This window comes from Streptomyces sp. NPDC017936 (genome assembly GCF_044328485.1).
Taxonomy (GTDB): Bacteria; Actinomycetota; Actinomycetes; order Streptomycetales; family Streptomycetaceae; genus Streptomyces.
The window spans coordinates 117597-140160 of sequence record NZ_JBIRHK010000005.1; the positions used below are offsets into that span (position 1 = coordinate 117597).

The window sequence follows — 22564 nt, forward strand, 5'->3', positions numbered from 1 at the left end:
CCCCGGGGACCGCCGCCCCCGGATCCCCGCTCCGGCCCTGAACGGGCCTCGTCCGCGAACGCCGGACGGGCCGGATCGCCGGTGCCGGCGCTGCGGAGGCGCACCCCGCGGTTATGGTCGCTCTATGGGCACCCAAGAGACGTACTCCGCGGAACCCGGTCTTCCGACCCCCGTCACCGCCGCCGGCCAGGACGCCCTCCGCGCGATCCTGGAGCGCCCCGGCACCACGCTCGTCGCGCTCGACTTCGACGGCACCCTCGCGCCGATCGTCGAGAACCCGGACGAGGCCCGGGCGCACCCCGACGCCGTGCCGGTGCTCGCCGGACTCGCGCCCAAGATCGCCTCCGTCGCCGTGATCACCGGCCGCCCCGCCGCCGTGGCCGTGCGCAACGGCGGGTTCGCCGGGGTGCCGGGCCTGGAGCACCTCACCGTGCTCGGGCACTACGGGGCCGAGCGCTGGGACGCCAGGACCGGCACGGTCAGCGCGCCGGCCCCCCACCCGGGCGTCGCGGCCGTCCAGGCCGAGCTGCCGGGCGTGCTGGCCGCGGCCGGCGGCACGCCGGGGATCGGGGTGGAGGACAAGGGGCGGGCCGTCGCCGTGCACACCCGGAGGGCGGAGGACCCGCAGGCCGCCTTCGAGGCCCTGCGGCAGCCCCTGGCCGACCTCGCCACCCGGCACGGACTGATCGTCGAGCCCGGCCGGATGGTGCTGGAGCTGCGGCCCCCGGGGGTGGACAAGGGCGTGGCGCTGACGGAGTACGTCCGTGAGACCGGCGCCGGGGCGGTCCTCTTCGCCGGCGACGACCTCGGCGACCTCCCCGCCTTCGCCGCCGTCGAGAAGCTCCGCTCCGACGGCGTGCCCGGTCTCCTCGTGGCCAGCGGCAGCGCCGAGGTGACGCAGCTCGCCGAACGCGCGGACCTCGTCGTCGACGGGCCCGCCGGCGTCGTACGGCTGCTGCGGGCGCTCGCGGATCAGCTGGGCTGAAGGTCCCGCAGCGCCTGCAACTGGTCCAGGAACCACTGGGCCGGGGGCAGCGCGGTGGCGGCCGCGGCCAGCCTCTTGGTGCGCTCCGCCCGCTCCTCCGGCCCCATGGACAGCGCCTCGTGCAGGGCGCGGGCGGTCTCCAGGACGTCGTAGGGGTTCACCACCAGCGCGTCCTCGCCCAGCTCCCAGTACGCCCCCGCCTCCCGGGACAGCACCAGCGCGCAGCCCCGGTCGGAGACGACCGGCACCTCCTTGGCGACCAGGTTCATGCCGTCCCGGATGGGGTTGACCAGGGCCACGTCCGCGAGGCGGTAGGCGGCCAGGGAGCGGGCGAAGTCGTCCTTGACGTGCAGGACGACCGGGGTCCAGTCCGCGGTGCGGTACCGGTCGTTGATCTCCCGCGCCACCCGCTGCACCTCGGCGGTGTACTCGCGGTAGACGGCGAGGTCCTGGCGGGAGGGGTAGGCGAAGGCGACGTGGACGACCCGCTCGTGCCACTCCGGGTGGTCGTCGAGCAGCTGCCGGTACGCCAGCAGGCCGCGCACGATGTTCTTCGAGAGTTCGGTGCGGTCGACGCGGACGATCGTCCTGCGCGGGCCGCCGTCGGGGGCCGTGCCGATCTCCGCGCGCAGGACCGGGAGGCGTTCCTCGACGTCCGCCTCGTGGGAGCGGGCGCGCAGGAAGTCGGCGTCGGCGCCGAGGCCGTGCACCCCGACCAGGGTCCCGTCGAGGCCCCCCGCGAACTCCGCGCAGCACGCGGTGAACGCGTCCGCCCAGCGGTGGGTCAGGAAGCCCACGCGGTCCGCGCCGAGCATGCCCCGCAGCAGCTGGACGCGGATGTCGGCGGGCAGCAGGCCGAAGTAGTCCACCGGCGCCCACGGCGTGTGCGAGAAGTGGCCGATGCGCAGGTCGGGGCGGAGTTCGCGGAGCATGCCGGGGACCAGGCACAGGTGGTAGTCCTGCACCAGGACCGCCGCGCCCTCGGCCGCCTCCTGCGCCAGTGCCTCGGCGAAGGCCCGGTTGTAGGTCTCGTACGACGCCCACTGGCGCCGGAACTCCGCGTCGAAGACCGGCTCCAGCGGGGTCTGGTACAGCAGGTGGTGGAGGAACCAGAGCACGGAGTTGGCGATGCCGTTGTACGCGTCGGCGTGCACGTCGGCCGGGACGGGCAGCATCCGCACGCCCTCCTCGCCGACCCCGCGCCGGACCGCCTCCCGGTCGCCCTCGGACAGGGCCGAGCACACCCACAGGGCCCCCGCGTCGGGGCCGATCGCCGACAGCCCGGAGACCAGCCCGCCGCCGCCCCTCCTGGCGTGCAGCGAGCCGTCGTCGCGGACCGTGTAGGAGACCGGGCCGCGGTTGGACGCGACCAGCACCTGGGCGCCCCGGGCGCCCTGAGCAGCAGGACCGTGCGTGGAAGCCATACGCCTCAACCTAGCCCGGTCCTGATCCGCTCAAACGTACGGACGCGCTGTCGGAACGGGTCGTATCCGGCCGTATACGACCCGTCGCGCGGACGGCACGGCCCCGGTCACCGGACGGTCACGCGGCCTTGCGGGCCGCGTACTCCGCGATCTGCGCCATCGGGGGCCGCTCCTCCGTGTCCACCGGGTAGGTGCGCGGCTCGAAGCCGTCCGGGCCCCGCTCGAACTGGGTGAGGGAGGGCCGGACCAGGTGCCCCCGGGCCAGCCGCAGCTGGGCCGTGCGGTATATCGCCGCCGCCATCCGGCCGAGCGCCTGCCCGTCCTGGTGGCGGTGCTTGCGCACGCCCACGTCGACCTGGGCGAGGGCGTCGAGGCCCACCAGGTGCAGGGCGTCGACCAGCATGCCCAGCTCCACGCCGTAGCCGACGGGGAAGGGCAGCTGTTCCAGCAGGGTGCGGCGGGCCGCGTACTCGCCGCCCAGCGGCTGCACGAAGCCGGCCAGCCGCGGCCAGTGCAGGTTGAGCAGGGGGCGGGCCATCAGCTCCGTCACCCGGCCGCCCTGGCCGGCGGACCTGCCGGAGGCGGGCCCGTCCGACTCGGTGCCCAGCGGACGGTCGTACATGGCCTTCACCAGTTCGACGCCCGGGTCGGTGAGCAGCGGGCCCACGATCCCCGAGACGAAGTCGGAGGAGAACTCCTTCAGGTCGGCGTCGACGAAGCACACGATGTCCCCGGTGGTGGCCAGCAGGGAGCGCCACAGCACCTCGCCCTTGCCGGGCACGGCCGGCAGGCGCGGGAGGATCGTGTCCCGGTGGACGACCCGCGCGCCGGCCGCCGCGGCGACCTGCGAGGTGCGGTCGGTGGATCCCGAGTCGACGACGACGAGCTCGTCGACGAGCGGGACCTGCTGCATGAGGTCGTGACGGATGACCGCGACGATGTCGCCGACCGTCTCCTCCTCGTTCAGCGCGGGCAGCACCACGGACACCGACTGGCCCGAGGCGCGCTTGGCGGCCAGGATCCTGTGGAGCGGGCGGTCGGTCACCGACCAGGAGCGGGTGACCAACCAGCGCTCGACTTCTTCCAGCACGGTCTGCGGCTCCTCACTGTCGGGATCACGCGGGGTGCACGGGCGGTGACCCTGTGATCCATCTCGCGGTTCGGACGTCTGTCTCAACTGTCCAGGCCTTCGGTTACAGTCTTGAGCAACGCGGGTGACCATCGCATGTCCGGGGTCGTTCCGCGTCCCTGAGTTCAACAACCGCATACCGCTCATCCAGAGGGGCAGAGGGACACGGCCCGATGAAGCCCCGGCAACCCTCCAGCCGGTCCACCACGTCGTCGTGGTGAGGCTCCCGGCTAGGGAAGGTGCCAAATCCGTCTCACGGCGAGATGCGTCGTGAGGAAGATGAGGAGAAAGGGCCTCCCCTCACATGGCTGCGCAGACAGTTGCCACCACCACCGACTCCGCGAGCACCGTCGACCTCGGTCCCGCCGCCGCCCTCTCCTGTCGCGAGTGCGGTCACCGGGTGCCCCTCGGTCCGGTCTTCGCGTGCGAGGAGTGTTTCGGCCCGCTCGAGATCGCGTACGACTTCTCCTCCTACGACCCGGAGGAGCTCCGCAAGCGCATCGAGGCGGGACCCGCGAACATCTGGCGCTACGCGCCGCTGCTGCCCGTCCCGGCCGACGTGGCGGACAAGCCGAACCTCAACCCCGGCTGGACCAAGCTCGTCAAGGCCGACAACCTGGCGCGCGAACTGGGCGTGACCGGCGGGCTGTACGTGAAGGACGACTCCGGCAACCCGACCCACTCCTTCAAGGACCGGGTGGTCGCCCAGGCCCTGGAGGCCGCCCGCGCCTTCGGCTTCACCACCCTCTCCTGCTCCTCCACCGGCAACCTGGCCGGCGCCGTCGGCGCCGCCGCCGCCCGGGCCGGCTTCCGCTCCTGCGTGTTCATCCCGCACGACCTGGAGCAGGGCAAGGTCGTCATGGCCGCGATCTACGGCGGCGAACTCGTCGGCATCGAGGGCAACTACGACGACGTCAACCGCTTCTGCTCCGAGCTCATCGGCGACCCGGCGGGCGAGGGCTGGGGCTTCGTCAACGTCAACCTGCGGCCGTACTACGCCGAGGGCTCCAAGACGCTGGCGTACGAGATCTGCGAGCAGCTCGGCTGGCGGCTCCCGGACCAGCTGGTCGTCCCCATCGCCTCCGGCTCGCAGCTCACGAAGATCGACAAGGGTCTGCAGGAGCTGATCAAGCTCGGCCTCGTCGAGGACAGGCCGTACAAGATCTTCGGCGCCCAGGCCGAGGGCTGCTCGCCGGTGTCCACCGCCTACAAGGCCGGTCACGACGTCGTGCGCCCCCAGAAGCCGGACACCATCGCCAAGTCGCTCGCCATCGGCAACCCGGCGGACGGCCCGTACGTCCTCGACATCGCGCGGCGCACCGGCGGTGCGGTGGAGGACGTGACCGACGAGCAGATCGTCGACGCGATCAAGCTGCTCGCCCGGACGGAGGGCGTCTTCGCCGAGACGGCGGGTGGCGTGACGGTCGGCGTCACCAGGAAGCTGATCGAGAACGGTCTGCTGGACCCGAGCCTCACGACCGTCGTGCTCAACACCGGCGACGGGCTGAAGACGCTGGACGCGGTGGCCGGCACGGGGCTCACCGCGACCATCCGCCCCACCCTGGACTCGTTCCGTGAAGCCGGCCTCGCGTAGGCAGGACCCGCCGAATCACCTGACCGGAGGTCAGCAGCACATGAGCGTCACCGTCCGCATCCCCACCATCCTGCGCACCTACACCGGCGGCCAGGCCGAGGTGTCCGCCGAGGGGGCGACCCTCGCCGAGGTCATCGAGGACCTGGAGAAGAACCACACCGGCATCGCCGCGCGCGTCCTGGACGACCAGGGCAAGCTCCGACGGTTCGTCAACGTGTACGTGAACGACGACGACGTGCGGTTCGAGCAGGGGCTGGAGACGGCGACCCCCGCCGGCGCCGGCGTCTCGATCATCCCCGCCGTCGCCGGTGGCTGATCCCCGGTCGGTACCCGCCGGTAGTAACCGTCGGTAAGAGCGATGACCGTGCGTTCATCGAATTGCCCCCTCCGTGAGAGAAGCGGAGGGGGCAATTCAGTGTGGTTGAGCGCGGTACAGTTGGGGAACTCGCCGCCATTCGCACGCCGAACGCAGAGGAGTTCCGGCTTCGCGTGCGGTGAGAAGTAGCCAAAGTGTGCAGCTGTTTTGCGCCTTTCGTTCCCTATGTGAGGCCCGACTTGCCCTGAGTGCGGGGGAATTCTCGCCATATTTCGGGCCGCCCACGTCCAGAATTCTCGTCCGATCGACCTGTTGCAGACGGCAGTTGGACAGATACATTCAGCCGCGGTCGACGCGTTCCGGCGCACGCCCCCAACCAGTCTGGGGGGTGAGGTCTGACCCGGATCCGCGAAGTGTGGATCTGTGCAAGGGCCAGTAATAGGGGAGTTAGGCATGGCTCAGGGCACCGTCAAGTGGTTCAACGCGGAGAAGGGGTACGGCTTCATCGCGGTCGACGGTGGTGCGGACGTCTTCGTCCACTACAGCGCGATTCAGATGGACGGCTACCGCACCCTGGAAGAGGGCCAGCGGGTCGAGTTCGAGATCTCGCAGGGTCAGAAAGGCCCGCAGGCCGACATGGTTCGCGTCACCGCCTGAACGTTCAGCAACGCCACGTCCACGAAGGGCCCGCACCCGGCGCAGGGTGCGGGCCCTTCGCCCTGCCCGCCCGCCCGCGCCCGCCGTCCGGCCGCCTCCCCGGCCGACCCGCTTCGCGGGTGCGCCTTGCACTCGAGGTGCCCGAGTGCTAATCATTGCGTTAGCACTCTGAAGGTGAGAGTGACAAAGAAGGACCGGGTCGGTGAGGCCCGCAGGCCAGGTGGGGCAAGGAACCACAGGCCGGCGAGCCGTCCGTCGCGGGCGCGGGCGCGGTCCGAAGGAATCACCCCCAGTCCTGGAGGGACCACTTCACATGGCCAAGATCATCGCGTTCGACGAGGAGGCGCGGCGCGGCCTCGAGCGCGGCATGAACCAGCTCGCGGACGCCGTGAAGGTGACGCTCGGCCCCAAGGGCCGCAACGTCGTCCTCGAGAAGAAGTGGGGCGCCCCCACGATCACCAACGATGGTGTCTCCATCGCCAAGGAGATCGAGCTCGAGGACCCGTACGAGAAGATCGGCGCCGAGCTGGTCAAGGAAGTCGCCAAGAAGACGGACGACGTCGCCGGTGACGGTACGACCACCGCGACCGTCCTCGCCCAGGCCCTGGTCAAGGAGGGCCTGCGCAACGTAGCCGCCGGCGCCAACCCGATGGCCCTGAAGCGCGGTATCGAGAAGGCCGTCGAGGCCGTCTCCGCCGCCCTGCTCGAGCAGGCGAAGGACGTCGAGACCAAGGAGCAGATCGCCTCCACGGCCTCCATCTCCGCCGCCGACACCCAGATCGGCGAGCTGATCGCCGAGGCCATGGACAAGGTCGGCAAGGAAGGCGTCATCACCGTCGAGGAGTCCCAGACCTTCGGTCTGGAGCTGGAGCTCACCGAGGGCATGCGCTTCGACAAGGGCTACATCTCGGCGTACTTCGCCACCGACATGGAGCGTATGGAGGCCGTCCTCGACGACCCGTACATCCTGATCGCCAACTCCAAGATCTCCAACGTCAAGGACCTGCTCCCGCTCCTGGAGAAGGTCATGCAGTCGGGCAAGCCGCTGCTGATCATCGCCGAGGACGTCGAGGGCGAGGCCCTGTCGACCCTGGTCGTCAACAAGATCCGCGGCACCTTCAAGTCCGTCGCGGTCAAGGCCCCGGGCTTCGGCGACCGCCGCAAGGCCATGCTGAACGACATCGCCATCCTCACCGGCGGCGAGGTCATCTCCGAGGAGGTCGGTCTCAAGCTCGAGAACACGACCCTCGACCTGCTCGGCAAGGCCCGCAAGGTCGTCATCACCAAGGACGAGACCACCATCGTCGACGGCGCCGGCTCCTCGGAGCAGGTCGCGGGCCGCGTGAACCAGATCCGCGCCGAGATCGAGAACAGCGACTCCGACTACGACCGCGAGAAGCTCCAGGAGCGCCTGGCCAAGCTCGCGGGCGGCGTGGCCGTCATCAAGGCCGGTGCCGCCACCGAGGTCGAGCTCAAGGAGCGCAAGCACCGCATCGAGGACGCCGTCCGCAACGCGAAGGCGGCCGTCGAGGAGGGCATCGTCGCCGGTGGCGGCGTGGCCCTGCTCCAGGCCTCCCAGGTGTTCGAGAAGCTGGAGCTCGAGGGCGACGAGGCCACCGGTGCCGCCGCCGTCAAGCTGGCGCTCGAGGCCCCGCTGAAGCAGATCGCGGTCAACGCCGGCCTCGAGGGCGGCGTCGTGGTGGAGAAGGTGCGCAACCTGACCCCGGGCCACGGCCTGAACGCCGCGACCGGCGAGTACGTCGACCTGGTCGCCGAGGGCATCATCGACCCGGCCAAGGTGACGCGCTCCGCGCTGCAGAACGCCGCGTCGATCGCCGCGCTGTTCCTCACCACCGAGGCCGTCATCGCCGACAAGCCGGAGAAGGCCGCTGCCCCGGCCGGCGGCGGCATGCCGGGCGGTGACATGGACTTCTGATCCTCTTCGAGGATCGGACGCGTCCGCGGTACCGAGGGCGGCACTCCCTGTTCCGGCAGGGGGTGCCGCCCTCGGGCGTTCTCCCGTGCGCGCGGGCCGTGTCACGCGGTCAGCGCCCGAGAGCGCGCCGCATCGCGTCCGGGACGTCGGTGGTGAAGCCGTCCACGCGCAGGTCGCGGAGGCGGCGTGCCTGGCCGGCGGTGTTCACCGTGTACGGCCACACCTTCAGGGGCGTGCCGTGCGGGCCCTCGAGGGCGTGGGCGCGGCGCACGAAGTCGCCGGTGGTGGCCGTGTGTTCGGGGTTGACCGAGTCGGCGAACCGCGCGTACGACGCCAGCTCGCCGGGTGACACCCGCTCGTCGCAGATGCCGAGCCTGATGTCCGGCCGCTCCTCGCGGACGGATCTCAGGGCGGCGGGCAGGAAGCTGATCACGTACAGCCGGTGGTGGACGTGGTGGGCGTCCAGCCAGCCCTTGCGGCCCAGGACCCGCAGCGTGTCCCGGACGACGCCGGGGTGGCCGCCCGGCCACTTCAGTTCCAGGAGCAGGCCCTGGCCGGTGCGGTCGAGCCGGTCGAGGAGCTGCCCGAGGGTGGGGACGCGGGCCGTCTCGTACCGGGAGCCCTTCCACCGGGGGGAGGCTCCGGCGCGCAGTCTGTTCAGTTCCGCGTAGGTGAAGTCGCCCACCTTCCAGGGCGCCCGGCGCGGGAAGACCTCCTCGGCGTCGGTCGTGCGCGCCAGGTCCTGGTCGTGCATGAGGACGAGCACCCCGTCCTTGCTGCGCTGCACGTCCGCCTCCACCCAGGAGGTGCCCGCCCGGTGGGCCCGTTCGACGGCTTCCAGGGTGTTCTCGGGGGCCAGTCCGGCGGCTCCGCGATGGCCGATGACGAGCGGGGCGGCGGGCTCCGCGCGGGCCGCGGGGGCGAGCGCCGCCACCGACAGGGCGAGGGCGGCGGACGTCGTGACACAGGTGCGTCTGAGCATGGGTGTGGCGCCTTTCCGGGGTTTTTCGGTGAGGTGCACCACGAGCTTTGGGCGGTCGGCGCGCGCGTGCCCACCGGTGCTGGTCCATGCGGGAAGACGCGGAGAATATGGGGAACAACGGGGGAAACTTCGCTGAACGGACGGCGAACGACCGTGGAACCGCAGGGGAGTTGGGGGTGCGCGGGGCGCGGGCGCCCGGAGTGGACGTGGGCGGGATCACAGGGCGGGGCGGGCGGGGGCGGAATGACCGCGGCGGACGGGGCGGTTGAACGGTCCGCAGGCATTCGATGCGTGTGCACATACCGCCCGGACCCCCCACCGTGAGGAGCCCCACGTGAGCCTCGTCCCGCCGACTCCGACCCGCGCCGCCGAGATCCTGTCCCGGCCGGTCTCGATCAACGGCCTGACCGTCCCGAACCGCATCGCGATGGCCCCGATGACGCGCATGTTCTCCCCGGGCGGCGTCCCCGGCGAGGACGTGGTCTCGTACTACTCCCGCCGCGCCGCCGCCGGCGTGGGGCTGATCGTCACCGAGGGGACGTACGTCGGTCACGAGTCCGCGGGGCAGAGCGACCGCGTGCCCCGGTTCCACGGTGCGGAGCAGCTGGCCGGCTGGGCGAAGGTCGCCGAGGCGGTGCACGCGGCGGGCGGGACGATCGTGCCGCAGCTGTGGCACATCGGCATGGTCCGCAACCAGGGCGAGCCGCCCTTCGCGGACGCCCCGGCCGTCGGCCCCTCCGGCATCCGCGTCGACGGCACCGAGGCCACCGGCAAGGCGATGACCCGGCGCGACCTGGACGACGTCATCGGCGCGTTCGCCGAGGCGGCGGCCGCCGCCGAGCGCATCGGCTTCGACGGCGTCGAGATCCACGGCGCCCACGGCTACCTCGTCGACCAGTTCCTGTGGGCGCACACCAACCGGCGCACGGACGCCTACGGCGGTGACCCCGTGGCCCGCACGAAGTTCGGCGCCGAGATCGTCGCCGCCGTCCGCGAGACCGTCTCGCCGGAGTTCCCGGTCGTCTTCCGCTACTCGCAGTGGAAGCAGGAGGCCTACGACGCCCGGCTCGCCGAGACCCCGCAGGAGCTGGAGGCGATCCTGGCCCCGCTGGCCGCCGCCGGCGTCGACGCCTTCCACGCCTCCACCCGCCGCTACTGGCTGCCCGAGTTCGACGGCTCCGACCTCAACCTCGCGGGCTGGACCAAGAAGCTCACCGGCAAGCAGGCCATCACCGTCGGCTCCATCGGCCTCGACGGCGACTTCATCCGAGGCTTCGCGGGCGAGGGTTCCCCGGTCAGGGGCCTCGACGACCTCCTCGACCGCCTGGAGCGCGACGAGTTCGACCTGGTGGCGGTGGGCCGCGCCCTGCTCCAGGACCCGCAGTGGGCGGCGAAGGTCCTCGCCGGCCGGTTCGACGAGCTGAAGCCGTACGACGCGTCCGCCTTGAAGACCCTCAGCTGACCGTCGACACGCCCGGTGGGTCCGGGAGACGAGCGCCTTCCGTCTCCCGGCCCCCCGGGGCGGCCGCTAGAGGTTGCCGAGGGGCTCGATGTCGACCCGTACGGGGGTGCCCCATATGCGCAGGACCTCGTAGTCGGTGAACTCGTGGACCAGGCGGTAGGCCATGGCGGGACGGGGGCCGCGGCGCAGGGCGGCGAGGTACAGCTCGGCCTCCCGGCGGTCCCGGCGGGGGGTGCCGCACAGCTGCCACTCCTGGCCGTTCCACAGCTCCGGGAGCCAGCGCTGCTGGGGCTGCGGGCGGTCGGCGCGGGTGCCGTAGCGCGAGGGGGCGGAGGCGGGGGCCCGGCCCTGCGGGGCGGGGCCGTTGAACTCGGCGCGGCGGGCCGCCCGGCGCCGGGTCTCGCACAGCAGGCAGCGGTCGGGGGCGGCCTCGTCGACCGGGCCGTTCGGATGTTCCGCGCAGCGGGTCGCCGGGGCGGTGCCCACGCCGCTCTCGTCCAGCAGTTCCAGGGCCCGCCGCAGGTCGGCCCTGACCTCCTGGAGCCTGGCGTCGGGGGTGTCCGCGGTGAGGGCCTCGCCGTGCTCACCGAGGAGGCGCAGGGCACGACCCAGGTGGGTGAGCTGGGCGTGGTTCATGGCGGGCGTCTCCGTCCTGCTGCGTGCTTTCCGTGACCGTGGGGTGCCGGACCCCCACGACACCACCGTCGCACACGCCACGGACAGCGCGGCCGCCCCGGAGGGTGCGGCGCATCACGCCGGCGGCGCCCCGCCGTCGCTCCGCGCCGCGGCCGGCGCCGCCGCGCGGGCGGGGACGCCGACCGCGTACGTCACGGCGAAGCCGACCGCGTAGCCCGTCAGCAGGCCGCCCGCGTAGACCGCGAGCAGGGTCCCCCAGCCCCGGTCCCCGGCGAGCAGGGGGAACAGGGCCCAGCCGGACGGGCCGATGGCCGTGGCCCCCACCCGGTCGCCGAGCATCGCGAAGAAGCCGACGAAGGCCCCGCCGGCCGCCCCGCCCGCGCAGGCCGTGAGGAAGGGCCGGCCCAGGGGGAGGGAGACGCCGTAGATCAGCGGCTCGCCCACGCCCAGCAGGCCCGCCGGGAGCGCCGACCTGATCGTCGTCCGCAGCGACGCGTCGTGCCGCAGACGCACGTAGACCGCGAGGGACGCGCCGACCTGGCCCGCGCCCGCCATGGCCAGGATCGGGAGCAGCACGGTGTACCCCTGCTGTTCGATGAGGGTGGTGTGGATCGGGATGAGGGCCTGGTGCAGGCCCAGCATCACGAGCGGCAGGAACAGGCCGCCGAGGACGAGCCCGGCGAACGCGCCCGTCGTCTCGAGCAGCAGGTTCGCGGCCGTGCCGACGGCGGAGGACACCGCGCCGGCCGCGTACATGAGGCCGTACAGCGTGGCGAGGCCCGCGACCAGGACGGTCAGGGTCGGGGTCAGCAGGACGTCCAGGGCGTCCGGGACCCGGCCGCGGCACCACCGCTCCACGTACGTCGCCAGCAGCGCGGCCGCCAGCGCGCCGAGGACCCCGCCCTGGCCCGGGGCGAGCGTCACCCCGAACGCGGTGACCTTCGCGACGCCCGGGTACACGACGACCGCCGCGACGGCGCCGCCCAGCACCGGCGTGCCGCCGAACTCCCGGGCCGTGTTGTGCCCGACGAAGACGGCGATCAGCGCCATGAAGCCGGAGGCGACGGCGGCCAGCGCGGGCGTCAGCCACGGCAGCAGACCGGCGTTGACCAGCAGGCCGTTCACGCCGGCGAGGACGCCGCAGCCGATGAGGGCGGGGATGAGGGGGACGAAGACGGCGGCGACGCGGCGGAGGGCGGTCCTGACCGGCGTGGCGTTGCGCCGCCGCCGCTCCTCCTTCAACGCCGCTCCCCGCGCGGCCAGTTCCGCGGCCGTTCCCCGTGGAGCCGGCTGTCCCGCTTCCCGCGCCGCCGGGTCCCCGCCGGCCGGCGACCGGCCCGCGAGTTCCTCGAACGCGGCCGTCACCCTCGTCACCACGCCCGGCCCGAGCACCACCTGGTACGTGCCGTCGGCCACCACCACCCCGAGCACACCGGGCAGCGCCCGCAGCGCGTCCTCGTCCACCCGGGACGCGTCGGCCAGGCCCAGCCGCAGCCGGGTCATGCAGTGGGCGACGGAGACGACGTTCGCGGGACCGCCGACCAGGGGGAGGAGCGCGCCGGCCGTGGCAAGGGGATCAACAGTCACCCCCCGAGCGTGCGGCTCAGGGGCGCGCCGCGGCGAGCGCGGCACGCAGACGGCCGCCGGACTCCTCCAGAAGGCGGGTGGCCGTCGGCCCGTCCACCCCCGCGAGCAGCACCAGGACCGCGGGTTTCACCTCGCCGCCGGTGGCCGCGAGGGCGTCCTCGATCTCGGCGTCGCCCGCGCCCGTCGCGAGGGACAGGATCCGCCGCGAGCGGGCGCGCAGCTTCTCGTTGGAGGCGCGGACGTCGACCATCAGGTTCCCGTACGTCTTGCCCAGCCGGATCATCGTGATCGTCGACAGCATGTTGAGCACCAGCTTCTGGGCCGTGCCCGCCTTGAGCCGGGTGGACCCGGTGAGCAGCTCCGGACCCACGACGACCTCGATGCCGTGCTCGGCGGCCGCCGCCAGCGCACTGCCGGCGTTGCAGGCCAGGCCGACGGTCAGCGCGCCGCGCGAGCGGGCGTACTCCACGGCGCCGAGCGCGTACGGGGTGCGCCCCGAGGCGGAGACGCCGACCACCGTGTCGTCGGGGGTCGGCGCGAGCCGGGCGAGATCGGCCCGGGCCAGCTCCCGCGAGTCCTCGGCGCCCTCGACCGAGCTGGTCATGGCCTCCGGCCCGCCCGCGATGACCCCGACGACCTGCCCGGGGGCGGTGCTGAAGGTGGGCGGGCACTCGGAGGCGTCGAGGACGCCGAGCCGGCCGGCCGTGCCCGCCCCGGCGTAGATCAGCCGTCCGCCCCGCGCCATCCGTTCGGTGACGGCGTCGACGACGGCCGCGATCTGCGGCAGCACCCCGGCCACGGCCCGGGGGACGCCCGCGTCCTCGCCGTTCATCAGCCGGGCGATCTCGATCGTGGGCAACCGGTCGATCTCGGCGAGCTCGGGCCGGAAGGCCTCGGTGGTGAGGGAGGAGAGCTGGGAGAGGAGACGATCGGGGCGGGAGGCGGAAGTCATGGGAAGCGGCTTTCTCCGGTGCCTTCGGAACGGGGGCGGTGCAGCATGCATGAAGGGGCGCGGGACTCCATCGATACGCGGCGGCGCCGCGCGGGCGCGACCAGCCACGCCCTGCCCGCGGTCACCGACGGACGATCAGCCCTACGGCCTACCGGTGCGGTGCCGGTGGGCCAACGCCTCGTAGCTCGCAGCCAGCGCGGGCGCCGCCGTCTCGTACGTCCGCTGCGCCACCCCCACGAACAGGCAGTCCACCACCAGCAGCTGTCCCGTCCGCGACGACATCGCCGCCGGCCGCAGCTCGCTCTCCCGCGCCGTGGACGTCGTCAGCACGTGGTCCGCGTACTGCGCGACCGCCCCGCCCGGCCGCCCGGTGACCGCGACGGTCGTCGCGCCCCGCTCGAACGCCACCCGCAGCGGCTCGATGACGTCCCCGGTCGACCCGGAGTGCGTGACGGCCACGGCGACGTCGCCCGCCCGCAGTTGCACGGCGTTCGTCACGGCGAGGTGCGGGTCGCCGTGGGCGTGGGCGACGAGCCCGATCCGCAGCAGCTTCTGGACGAGGTCCTGGGCGACCAGGCCGGACGCGCCGATGCCGTAGACGTCGGTGCGGCGGGCGGCGGCCACCGCGTCGACGACCGCCGCGAGTTGGGCGATGTCGAGGCCGGCGGCGGTGTCGGCGAGGGTCTGCCGCTCGTCGTGGGCGAGTTTGGCGACGACGTCGGCGAGGGGGTCGTCGACGGCGATGTCGGTGGTGAGGACGGGCGCGCGGCCGGACTGCTGCTGGGCCGCGAGGCCGGCGAGGGCCAGGCGCAGGTCGCGGTAGCCGGGGTAGCCGAGGAGCCGGGCGGTGCGCACGACGGTGGCCTCGCTGGTGCCGGTGCGTTCGGCGAGGCCGGTGACGGTGAGGGCGGCGCAGCCGGCGGGGTCGCTCGCGACGGCCTCGGCGACGCGCTGCACGGAACGGGTCATGGACGGGGCGAGCGTGCGGACCTTGGCGGCGAGGGCCGGGGCCGCGGCGCCGCTGAAGGTTTCCTTCAGGTCCCGGGGCATGGGTGAAAAATATTTTCAGCTCGGCCCCGGGGTCAAGAGTGCGCACAATGGGGACATGGATCCCTCCGGCAGCTCCGTCAACTCCCTGGAACAGGCGTTGCACGCCGCGCGCGCCCTCGTCCTCGCCGATCTGACCGCGGGCGAGGTGGCCGCGGCGGACGTGGTGTCCCTGGTGGAGGACTCCGTGGCGCAGCGGCGGTGGTGGGTCGAGCAGTGGCCGGACGGCGCCGCCTTCGTCGCCGGGCTGGTGGCGCAGGACGTGCAGGACGCGCTGCTGGAGCGGTACGGGCGCTGGCCGTTGTGCCCGGTCTGCCGCTCCGGCGACCCGCACGCCCTCGACGTCGAGCCGGACCTCGGGCCCGATCCGCACTGGGTGTGCCACAAGGCGGGCGTGAAGGTCGCCGCGGTGGGGGCGCTCGGCTCGGCGACCGACACAGAGCCGTCCTCGTGAGGCGACGCACGTGACGATCTACATCGACCCGCCGCAGTGGCCGGGGCACGGACGCATGTGGTCCCACCTCGTCAGCGACGTCTCCTACGACGAACTGCACCTCTTCGCCCAGGAGTTGGGCGTCCCCGGACGGGCCTTCGAGCGGGACCACTACGACCTCCCGGCGCACCGGTACGCGGACGCGGTGCTCGCCGGCGCGGTCGAGGTGAGCAGCCGGGAGGTGGTGCGGCTGCTGCACGGGGCGGGACTGCGCCGCCGCAAGCGCGGCGGACGGGCGGAGGGCGTCGGCCGTTGACCGCGGACGGTGCCGCCGGCGCTCCCGGACGGTGCCGGCCGGCGGCGGACCGCGTCAGCCGGTGAACACCGGCTCCATCGTGTGCCACCAGGCGGTGAGGCCCGCCCGGTCGGGGCCGGCGATCTGCACGAGCGCGGGACGGTCGTAGTAACTGCACAGGAAGACGTACTGCCCCGAGGTCGCCACGTAGCAGACCACGTCGCCGGCGGCCTCGTCCGGACTGCCGTTCTCGGCCCAGCTGCCGTACACGTTGGTCTGCGTCTCGCAGTCGCCCGTCTGCACGCGGGAGGCGTACTGCTGGAAGACGGCGTCCCGGGCGCTCTTCGTCGCGTACGCCACCACGCTCGCCTTGCCGGTGTGCGCGATGCCGTAGTCGTCGGTGGTGGTCACCGTGCAGAACAGGGCGGCGTCCGAGCCGGGCCACAGGGCGCGCGTGCAGCTGTCGCGGGACCACTGGCCGGCGTTGAGCGAGTCGCGCAGGGTGTGCTCGGCGCCGGTGAGGCCGTCGCTCGTGCCGGTCGTGTCCGTGGTGCCGGAGGTGTCCTCGGTGGAGGGGTCGGGGTCCGGCGCGGGGCTGTCCGACGTGTCGTCGTCGGGCGTGGGGGACGGGTCGTCGCCGGTGCCCTCCGTGCCGCCCGCGCCGACGACCTCGCCGCTGCTGGACGTGGTGTCCGACTCCGAGGTGTCGTCCGAGGACTGCGATGCCTGCACGTACAGGCTGACCAGGGCGATCACCGTGCTGATCACCAGGCTGACGATGGTCCAGCGCACGCCCCGCCGGGCCCAGGTGTGGTCGGGGTCCGGCGTCGGCGGCGTGGACGGATCGGTGCTCATGACGCTCCCCCGCTTCCCCCGGCGTACACGGCCCGCGCGCGGCGCGGTCGTGTCGGATATTATTCGGAAGGACGCGGGGGGCGGGCGAGGCGAAACGGTGAAGATCGGCTCCGCCTACGCCAGGTCGAGGGGGGCGGAGCGGCGCATGCGCGTACCGCTCCTCGCTTTGGCCAGGGGTTCGCCGGGCGGTGCGGTCACGCCGTCAGCAGGTCCAGTTCGCCGCGCAGGTTGTAGCGCGCCGTGGCCTCCCAGTGCTCCCGTCCGTACGGCGTACGGAACAGGCGCGGCAGGGCGAGGAGTTGCCGCAGCACGTCGGCCCGGCCCTCGCGGAAGGCCTCGTTCGGGACGAAGTGGTACTCCTCGCGGACCGCGGCCGTGTACGCGGCGTACGCGGACGGCGGCGCGGCCAGGATCGCGAGGTCGGCGTCGCACAGGACCTGGCCGTCGCGGTCGTCGTCGGCGGGGTCGTGGGTGACGGTGAGCCGGACCAGCCGGGCGACCTCGGCGGTCCTCGCGTCGGGGAGGCCGGCCTCGGGCAGGGCGCGTTCGGCGAGGCGGGCGGAGCGCTCCTCGTTCTCGGAGCGGTCGGGCAGGTAGACCGCGTCGTGGAACCAGGCGGCCAGCCGGACGGCGTCCGGGTCGTCGGCGTACTCCGCCAGGGCGTCGACGTGGTCCAGGACCGCGGTGAGGTGCGTGAGCGTGTGGTAGTGCCGCTGCGGTTCGCGCCAGCGGGCGAGGAGGTCGTCGGCGTAGAGAACGGGGTCGGGACCGTCCCCGGAGCCGCGGGCCCCTTCCAGGGCGCGGACGAAACGGGCACGCAGGGCTTCGGTGTCGGCCATGCCGCCATTCTCGCCGGTGCGCGCCCGTTCCGTGGCTCCGCGGGAGCCCGCTCCGGGCGACTCCGGGAACACCGGCCGGGGCGCCTTCGCGCTGGTCCCGCCGCCCGGTCCGCCGTCCTCGCCCCCCGCACGCCGCGCTCACCGAAAGAGAAGGCGCGTCAACGCAGCGTGACATTCGGCTTGACCCGCTTCCGTCGGATTTGGCAGTATCGGCGGTAGCAAACACAGCGTGGTGCATATGGCTGCACCAGGTCCTGGGGCCGCTCCTTCGGGAGCGGCCCGAGTGTTTTCCGGAGGGATCGTTGTACCTGTGCTACATCGACGAGGCGGGCAACGGCCAGACGCTCGGCCCCGCCAGACCGGACGCCCCGCCGGTCCTCGTCGTCGGTGGCTTCACCGTCCACGACTCCCACATCAAGCGGTTGACCTGGGACTTCCTCGGCGTCAAGAAGAAGTACCGGCCGCAGCTGCTCCGCGCCCCGCACCTCTCCGAGGTGGTCCGCACGGAGATCAAGGGCTCCGACGTCCGCAAGGACGTCCGCGTCGGGAACCGGGACCGGCGCCGGGCGGCGATACACCTCGTGGACTCGGTCCTCGGCCTGCTGGAGCGCTGCGACGCACGCCTCCTGGCCCGCGTGTGGGTGAAGCAGGAGGGCCGCGCCTTCGACGAGACCGGCGTGTACAGCACCTCGGTGGGGAGCCTCACCGAGACCTTCCAGGCCCAGCTGCTGGACTGTCATGCGCGGGGCGTCATGGTCCTCGACAGCCGGACCAAGTCCAAGAACGCGCCGAACGTGCACTGCGTCACGACGCGCAAGTACCGCGCGGGCGGCGACCTCCTCAAGGGCGTCATCGAGTCGCCGGTCTTCGGGCACAGCGACACCCACACGCTGCTCCAGCTCGCGGACCTCGTCGTCTCCTCCCTGCTGTTCCCCATCGCCTGTCACGCCTACCTGGGCGACGTGACGTGGAACGTGCACTGCGACGACGCGTACCGCCCGCTGAGGGAGGAGTTCGGGGAGCGGCTGAAGAAGCTCCAGTTCCGGTACCGGGACCCGGCGGGCAAGTGGCGCGGCGGGATCGTGGTGTCCGACCGGCGGACCGCGCGGCCGTCGAGCCTGATGTTCGGAGCGGGGAGGACCGTTCCCGGGGCGGTCATCCCCGCGCAGCAGGCGGACGGCGGGGGACTGCCGAGCACGGTGTAGGGAACCCGGCGGGGAGGCGCCTCCTCCCCCCAGGACGTGTTCCGGGCCGAGGGGCCCTCCTCCGCACTAGCGTGGTGTCCATGACGACTCCTGCGGATGTGCAGAACGTACGTGACCCCGAACTGCCCGGGCGGCTGCTGGCCGTCGAGCGGGACGCGCTGATCCCGCTGCTGCGGGGGCGGGACGGGGCCGACTTCGCGCTGCCGGTGGCGGCGTGTCCGGGGTGGACGGTGCGGGACGTGCTGGCGCACTGCTCGGCCGCGTTCACCCGGGTCCTGGAGCGCCGGTTCGAGGAGGGGGTGTTCTCGCCCGGGTCCAACGACCGGGACATCGCCGAGCGGGCCGACTGGACGAACGCCCGGGTCCTCGACGAGCTGGAGCGCGGGATGACCGGGGCCGGGCCGGTGATCGCGAAGGCGGGCGGGGCGCTGGACGTGCTCGCGCTGGGGGAGTGGGTGCACGCCGGGGACGTGCGCGAGGCGCTCGGCGAGCCGGGCGCGTACGCGGGCGCGGGGCTGCCGCACGCGCTCGCCCTGCTGGCCCAGGTCACCGCCCTGAAGGGCCACCTGCCGCTGCACGCCGACCTCGACGACGCCGACGAACCGCTGCGGCTGGGCGACGCCTCGGGGGAACGGCCCCCGGCGCGCTACATCGGGGACGGGCCGACGCTCGTGCGGCTGTACGCGGGGCGGCCGGTGGACGGCGCCGGGTACGAGCTGGCCGGGGCGGAGGCGGCGGAGCTGAACATCTTCGGCGGGTGAGGCGGGGCCCGGACGCGACCGTGGGGGCGCGGATCCCGGGGGCGCGGGCGTAGGCTGGGATTGGACTAGACCTGTAGAGCCGTCGCCGATGCCGGTGAACGCCGACGAACGCCGATGAATGGGGCCCCATGAGCAAGCGTGCAGTCCTGGAGGTGATCGCCCTCGACACCGAGGACGCGGTCGCCGCCCAGGCGGGAGGTGCGGACCGCCTCGAGCTGGTCACCGACATGGCGGCCGACGGGCTCACCCCGTCGGCCGCCACCGTCGCCGGGATCCGCGGGGCCGTCGACCTCCCGCTGCGGGTGATGCTGCGGCTGGCGGACGGGTTCGCGGCGGGCGACGTCGACCGGCTGGTGGGCGCCGCGTGCGAGATGCGCGCGGCCGGGGCGGAGGAGTTCGTGCTCGGGTTCCTCGCCGCGGACGGCGGGGTGGACCTCGACGCGGTCGAGCGGATCGTCGGCGAGCTGGACGGCTGCCGGTGGACCTTCCACCGCGCGATCGACCGTGCCGCCGACCGGGACGCCCTGCGCAAGCAGCTCGACGGGCTGCCCGGCCTCGACACCTACCTCACGGCCGGCTCCGCCGCCGGCGTCGACGACGGGCTCCCCACGCTGTGCGCCGAGGCGGGCCGACGCGGCGAGCCCGGCTACGAGCAGCAGCTGCTGGTGGGCGGTGGTCTGCGCCTGGAGCACGTGCCCCCGCTGCTGGAGGCGGGCCTCGACGGCTTCCACATCGGAGGGGCGGCCAGGCCGGACGGCTGGGACGGGCCCGTCTCGGCGCGGGCCGTCGCGCAGTGGCGCGCGGCGGTGGACGGCGACGGACACGGCGACCGACCGTGACCGGCGGCCGGACCCGCGTCCGGCCGCCGGTCACGGTCAGCCCAGCTGCTCCGGCAGCGGGGCCGTGTGCGTCACGATCAGGCCCGACACCGCTCGGGTCAGCGCCACGTACAGGCGCCGCAGGCCGGTGCGTTCGTCGGGTTCGCCGTCGACGACCGCCCGGGGCTCGTCGAGGACCACGTAGTCGTACTCCAGGCCCTTGGCCAGGGAGGCCGGGACCAGGGTCAGGCGGGTGTCGCGGGTGGTCTCCTCGCCGGGGGCCAGGTACGGGACGCCCGCCGCGGCGAGCGCCTCGGCCAGGGCGGGGACGCGGGCGTCGGCCGCGATCAGGCCCGTGGAGCCCTCGTTGCGCAGCAGTTCCGCGCAGGCGGCGACGACGTCCGCGACGTCCTCGACCGGGCGCAGGGCGAAGAAGCCCGGGTTCTCGCGGACCGACGCCACCGGCGTCAGGCCCGGCGCGATGTGCGGCAGCAGGCGGGAGGCGTAGGCGATGACGTCCGTCGGGACGCGGAAACCGGCCGTCAGCTCCTCGATTGCCGCCTCCGGCTTGCCGAGGTGCGCCAGCGCCTCCCGCCAACTGCGCGTCGCCCACGGCGTGGTGCCCTGCGCCAGGTCGCCGAGGACGGTCGCGCTGCCGGTGGAGCAGCGGCGGCCGACGGCCCGGTACTGCATGGGGGAGAGGTCCTGCGCCTCGTCCAGCACCACGTGCCCGAGCGAGTGGGTGCGCTCCACCAGGTCGGCCGCCTCGTCGATCAGCACCGCGTCGGCGGCCGACCACCTGGCGGACTTCACCGACCGCACCTGCTTCGCCCACAGGATCGTCTTCTGCTCGTCCTCGGTGAGGACGCCCTCCGCGTGCGCGGCGAGGAAGTCCGCGTCCGTGAGCAGGCGCAGCACGAGCTTGGCGGGATCCACCGCCGGCCAGACCGCCTTGACCGCCGCCTTGACCGCGCTGTTGCGGGCCACCGCGTCCTGCACCCGGTCGTCCGGGGCCTCCCCGGACCGCTCCATCTGCACCAGCACGGCGTGCGCGATGCGCTGCGGCAGGGCGTCCCGGGCGGCGCCGTAGCGGATGTCCCGGTCGAGCAGCTCCCGGACGATGTCCTCCAGTTCGTACGCCGGGACGCGCCAGCGGCGGGAGCCGCGCACGACCACCACCGGCTCGGTGGGCAGCGTGACGTGGGAGTAGAGGGCCCGGCGGAGCACCTGGGCCATCCGCGCGTCGCCCTTGACCACGGCGGCCGCCGCGTCGTCCGTCCCGCGCACCTCCACCCGGGCGACGAGGTCGTCCACCGTGGCCTGCCGCACCGCCAGCTCGCCCAGCGCGGGCAGCACCTGCTCGATGTAGTGGAGGAAGGAACGGTTCGGCCCGATGACCAGCGTCCCGGTGCGGGCGAGCCGCTCGCGGTGGGCGTAGAGCAGGTACGCCACCCGGTGCAGGCCGACCGCCGTCTTCCCGGTGCCGGGGCCGCCCTGGACGCAGACGGAGCCCGAGAGCCCGGAGCGCACGATCTCGTCCTGCTCCGGCTGGATGGTCGCCACGATGTCGCGCATCGGGCCGACACGCGGACGCTCGATCTCCTGCTGGAGCAGCTTGCTGGTGGTCGCCGCCTCGGCCGGGTCCGACAGGTGCTCGTCCTCGTACGCGGTGAGGTCGCCGCCCGTGTAACCGAAGCGGCGGCGCAGCGCGACGTCCATCGGGTCCTTCTTGGACGCCCGGTAGAACGGCTGCGACACCGGCGCGCGCCAGTCGATGACCATCGGGTCGCCGTCGGCGTCGTGCACGTGCCGACGCCCGATGTAGAACCGCTCCCCCTCCGCGCCCTCCGCCCGCTCGGCGCCCGGAGCGTGCAGGTAGTCCAGCCGGCCGAAGAACAGCGGGGTGTCGCTGAGGTCGGCGAGCGCCTTGATGCGCTCCCCGATCTGGCGCTCCAGGATCTGGGCGTTGACCCAGTTCGCGGTGACGTCGCTGATGTCGAGGGCCTCGACGTCCTCGCGCATGGCGCGCAGCGCGGAGCGGGAGGCGCTCAGGTGGGCGCGCTCACGGGCGAGGGGGTCGTCGGGGGCGGAGCCGAGGGGGCCGTCGTACGGGCCGTCGAGGGAGTCGTGGACGGGCGTGGACAAGGGGGTGCCTCCGGAGGGGACCTGCGGGAAGGGCGCTGCGGGATGCCGTCCGGTTTCCGTCCGGACGACGGCACTCCGTCGAGGAGGCGGGCAAGAGCGGAGATTTTAGGTGAGGGGGCCGGGAGAGGCCAATGGATTTCGCGCGCGCCAGGACGCACCGGGACGCCCCGCCCCCGGCCCGAGGCCGCGACTCCTGCGCGACCCCTAGGGGACGACGGACCGCTCCCCGGGGGAAGCGGTCCCTCCCGAGGCGTACGAACGGGGTACGCGGTCCGGGACCTGGGGCCGATGCCACTCCCGGCCCCGGCTCCCATCATGGAGACATGAGTACAGCGACCCTCACCCCGGCACCAGGTCGCCCGCCCGGCGCGACCCCGCTCACCGGCGCCCACCACCGTCACCGTCTCGGCGACGCCCTGCGCGCCGTGCGGGTCTTCGCCGGCGCCGCCTTCGACGTGATCGTCCTCGGCGAGTACGGCGAGGAGGCGGGCGTCCGCCACCGGTGA

At 73.4% G+C, this 22564-nt stretch carries 22 protein-coding genes and 1 riboswitch; of the genes, 12 read left to right on the forward strand and 10 right to left on the reverse strand.

Going from position 1 to position 22564, the window contains the following annotated elements:
• Window positions 1-124 precede the first annotated feature (124 nt).
• Window positions 125-985: a trehalose-phosphatase gene (otsB, locus tag ACH4F6_RS12350; protein ID WP_397959961.1), complete on the forward strand. Its 861-nt coding sequence runs from the start codon at window positions 125-127 to the stop codon at window positions 983-985.
• Here otsB and ACH4F6_RS12355 read toward each other — a convergent pair.
• Complete coding sequence (locus ACH4F6_RS12355; RefSeq protein ID WP_397959962.1) at window positions 973-2409, reverse strand: trehalose-6-phosphate synthase; 1437 nt, start codon at window positions 2407-2409, stop codon at window positions 973-975. The genes otsB and ACH4F6_RS12355 overlap by 13 nt on opposite strands.
• A 118-nt stretch (window positions 2410-2527) precedes the next feature.
• The gene (locus ACH4F6_RS12360; protein WP_397959963.1) at window positions 2528-3499 is read right to left on the reverse strand and encodes a glucosyl-3-phosphoglycerate synthase; all 972 of its coding nucleotides are present in this window, start codon (window positions 3497-3499) and stop codon (window positions 2528-2530) included.
• A gap of 179 nt (window positions 3500-3678) precedes the next feature.
• A riboswitch (SAM riboswitch) is annotated at window positions 3679-3824 on the forward strand.
• A gap of 18 nt (window positions 3825-3842) precedes the next feature.
• On the opposite strand from ACH4F6_RS12360, the gene thrC reads away from it, so the two are divergent.
• The 4 genes from thrC (at window position 3843) to groL (ending at window position 8041) form a co-directional block, all read left to right on the forward strand.
• Window positions 3843-5132 (forward strand): threonine synthase, encoded by a 1290-nt coding sequence (gene thrC / locus ACH4F6_RS12365; RefSeq protein WP_397959964.1) that lies wholly within the window; start codon window positions 3843-3845, stop codon window positions 5130-5132.
• A 40-nt stretch (window positions 5133-5172) separates the two neighbouring features.
• Window positions 5173-5448: a MoaD/ThiS family protein gene (locus tag ACH4F6_RS12370; protein ID WP_397959965.1), complete on the forward strand. Its 276-nt coding sequence runs from the start codon at window positions 5173-5175 to the stop codon at window positions 5446-5448.
• Window positions 5449-5901: 453 nt separating this feature from the next.
• Window positions 5902-6105 carry a cold-shock protein gene (locus ACH4F6_RS12375; protein WP_004986573.1) on the forward strand — a complete coding sequence of 68 codons (204 nt, stop codon included), beginning with the start codon at window positions 5902-5904 and terminating at the stop codon, window positions 6103-6105.
• Between the two features lie 313 nt (window positions 6106-6418).
• Window positions 6419-8041: a chaperonin GroEL gene (gene groL / locus ACH4F6_RS12380; RefSeq protein ID WP_365459967.1), complete on the forward strand. Its 1623-nt coding sequence runs from the start codon at window positions 6419-6421 to the stop codon at window positions 8039-8041.
• A 109-nt stretch (window positions 8042-8150) separates the two neighbouring features.
• Here groL and ACH4F6_RS12385 read toward each other — a convergent pair whose 3' ends face one another.
• Window positions 8151-9023: a glycerophosphodiester phosphodiesterase gene (locus ACH4F6_RS12385; RefSeq protein WP_397959966.1), complete on the reverse strand. Its 873-nt coding sequence runs from the start codon at window positions 9021-9023 to the stop codon at window positions 8151-8153.
• A gap of 334 nt (window positions 9024-9357) precedes the next feature.
• On the opposite strand from ACH4F6_RS12385, the gene ACH4F6_RS12390 reads away from it, so the two are divergent.
• Entirely contained in the window at window positions 9358-10485 is a 1128-nt protein-coding gene (locus ACH4F6_RS12390) for an NADH:flavin oxidoreductase (RefSeq protein WP_397959967.1), read from the forward strand.
• Between the two features lie 66 nt (window positions 10486-10551).
• On the opposite strand, the gene ACH4F6_RS12395 is transcribed toward ACH4F6_RS12390, so the two are convergent.
• The 4 genes from ACH4F6_RS12395 to ACH4F6_RS12410 form a co-directional block, all read right to left on the reverse strand.
• Window positions 10552-11121 carry a hypothetical protein gene (locus ACH4F6_RS12395; RefSeq protein WP_397959968.1) on the reverse strand — a complete coding sequence of 190 codons (570 nt, stop codon included), beginning with the start codon at window positions 11119-11121 and terminating at the stop codon, window positions 10552-10554.
• 114 nt (window positions 11122-11235) lie between these two features.
• On the reverse strand, window positions 11236-12708 hold the full coding sequence (locus ACH4F6_RS12400; protein WP_397959969.1) for a PTS transporter subunit EIIC: 1473 nt from the start codon (window positions 12706-12708) through the stop codon (window positions 11236-11238).
• Between the two features lie 16 nt (window positions 12709-12724).
• Complete coding sequence (gene murQ, locus ACH4F6_RS12405; RefSeq protein ID WP_397959970.1) at window positions 12725-13660, reverse strand: N-acetylmuramic acid 6-phosphate etherase; 936 nt, start codon at window positions 13658-13660, stop codon at window positions 12725-12727.
• A gap of 141 nt (window positions 13661-13801) precedes the next feature.
• Complete coding sequence (locus ACH4F6_RS12410; RefSeq protein ID WP_397959971.1) at window positions 13802-14710, reverse strand: MurR/RpiR family transcriptional regulator; 909 nt, start codon at window positions 14708-14710, stop codon at window positions 13802-13804.
• Window positions 14711-14765: 55 nt separating this feature from the next.
• Here ACH4F6_RS12410 and ACH4F6_RS12415 point away from each other — a divergent pair, with 55 nt between their 5' ends.
• Both ACH4F6_RS12415 and ACH4F6_RS12420 read left to right on the forward strand, forming a co-directional pair.
• Complete coding sequence (locus ACH4F6_RS12415) at window positions 14766-15161, forward strand: hypothetical protein (RefSeq protein WP_397959972.1); 396 nt, start codon at window positions 14766-14768, stop codon at window positions 15159-15161.
• 10 nt (window positions 15162-15171) lie between these two features.
• A complete protein-coding gene (locus tag ACH4F6_RS12420; RefSeq protein WP_397959973.1) occupies window positions 15172-15456 on the forward strand; it encodes a DUF4031 domain-containing protein in 285 nt (94 codons plus the stop codon).
• A gap of 54 nt (window positions 15457-15510) precedes the next feature.
• On the opposite strand, the gene ACH4F6_RS12425 is transcribed toward ACH4F6_RS12420, so the two are convergent.
• Window positions 15511-16290, reverse strand: coding sequence for a hypothetical protein (locus ACH4F6_RS12425; RefSeq protein ID WP_397959974.1), 780 nt, complete (start codon window positions 16288-16290; stop codon window positions 15511-15513).
• Between the two features lie 194 nt (window positions 16291-16484).
• Window positions 16485-17129, reverse strand: coding sequence for a hypothetical protein (locus tag ACH4F6_RS12430; protein WP_397959975.1), 645 nt, complete (start codon window positions 17127-17129; stop codon window positions 16485-16487).
• Window positions 17130-17431: 302 nt separating this feature from the next.
• On the opposite strand from ACH4F6_RS12430, the gene ACH4F6_RS12435 reads away from it, so the two are divergent.
• From ACH4F6_RS12435 to ACH4F6_RS12445, 3 genes are all read left to right on the forward strand, one after another.
• Window positions 17432-18334, forward strand: a complete 903-nt coding sequence (locus ACH4F6_RS12435; RefSeq protein WP_397959976.1) for a DUF3800 domain-containing protein — start codon at window positions 17432-17434, stop codon at window positions 18332-18334.
• Between the two features lie 80 nt (window positions 18335-18414).
• Window positions 18415-19095, forward strand: a complete 681-nt coding sequence (locus ACH4F6_RS12440) for a maleylpyruvate isomerase family mycothiol-dependent enzyme (RefSeq protein ID WP_397959977.1) — start codon at window positions 18415-18417, stop codon at window positions 19093-19095.
• 128 nt (window positions 19096-19223) lie between these two features.
• A complete protein-coding gene (locus tag ACH4F6_RS12445; RefSeq protein ID WP_397959978.1) occupies window positions 19224-19934 on the forward strand; it encodes a copper homeostasis protein CutC in 711 nt (236 codons plus the stop codon).
• A gap of 36 nt (window positions 19935-19970) precedes the next feature.
• On the opposite strand, the gene ACH4F6_RS12450 is transcribed toward ACH4F6_RS12445, so the two are convergent.
• Window positions 19971-22058 carry a HelD family protein gene (locus tag ACH4F6_RS12450; RefSeq protein WP_397959980.1) on the reverse strand — a complete coding sequence of 696 codons (2088 nt, stop codon included), beginning with the start codon at window positions 22056-22058 and terminating at the stop codon, window positions 19971-19973.
• Between the two features lie 323 nt (window positions 22059-22381).
• On the opposite strand from ACH4F6_RS12450, the gene ACH4F6_RS12455 reads away from it, so the two are divergent.
• Window positions 22382-22564 (forward strand): hypothetical protein, encoded by a 183-nt coding sequence (locus tag ACH4F6_RS12455; RefSeq protein WP_397959981.1) that lies wholly within the window; start codon window positions 22382-22384, stop codon window positions 22562-22564.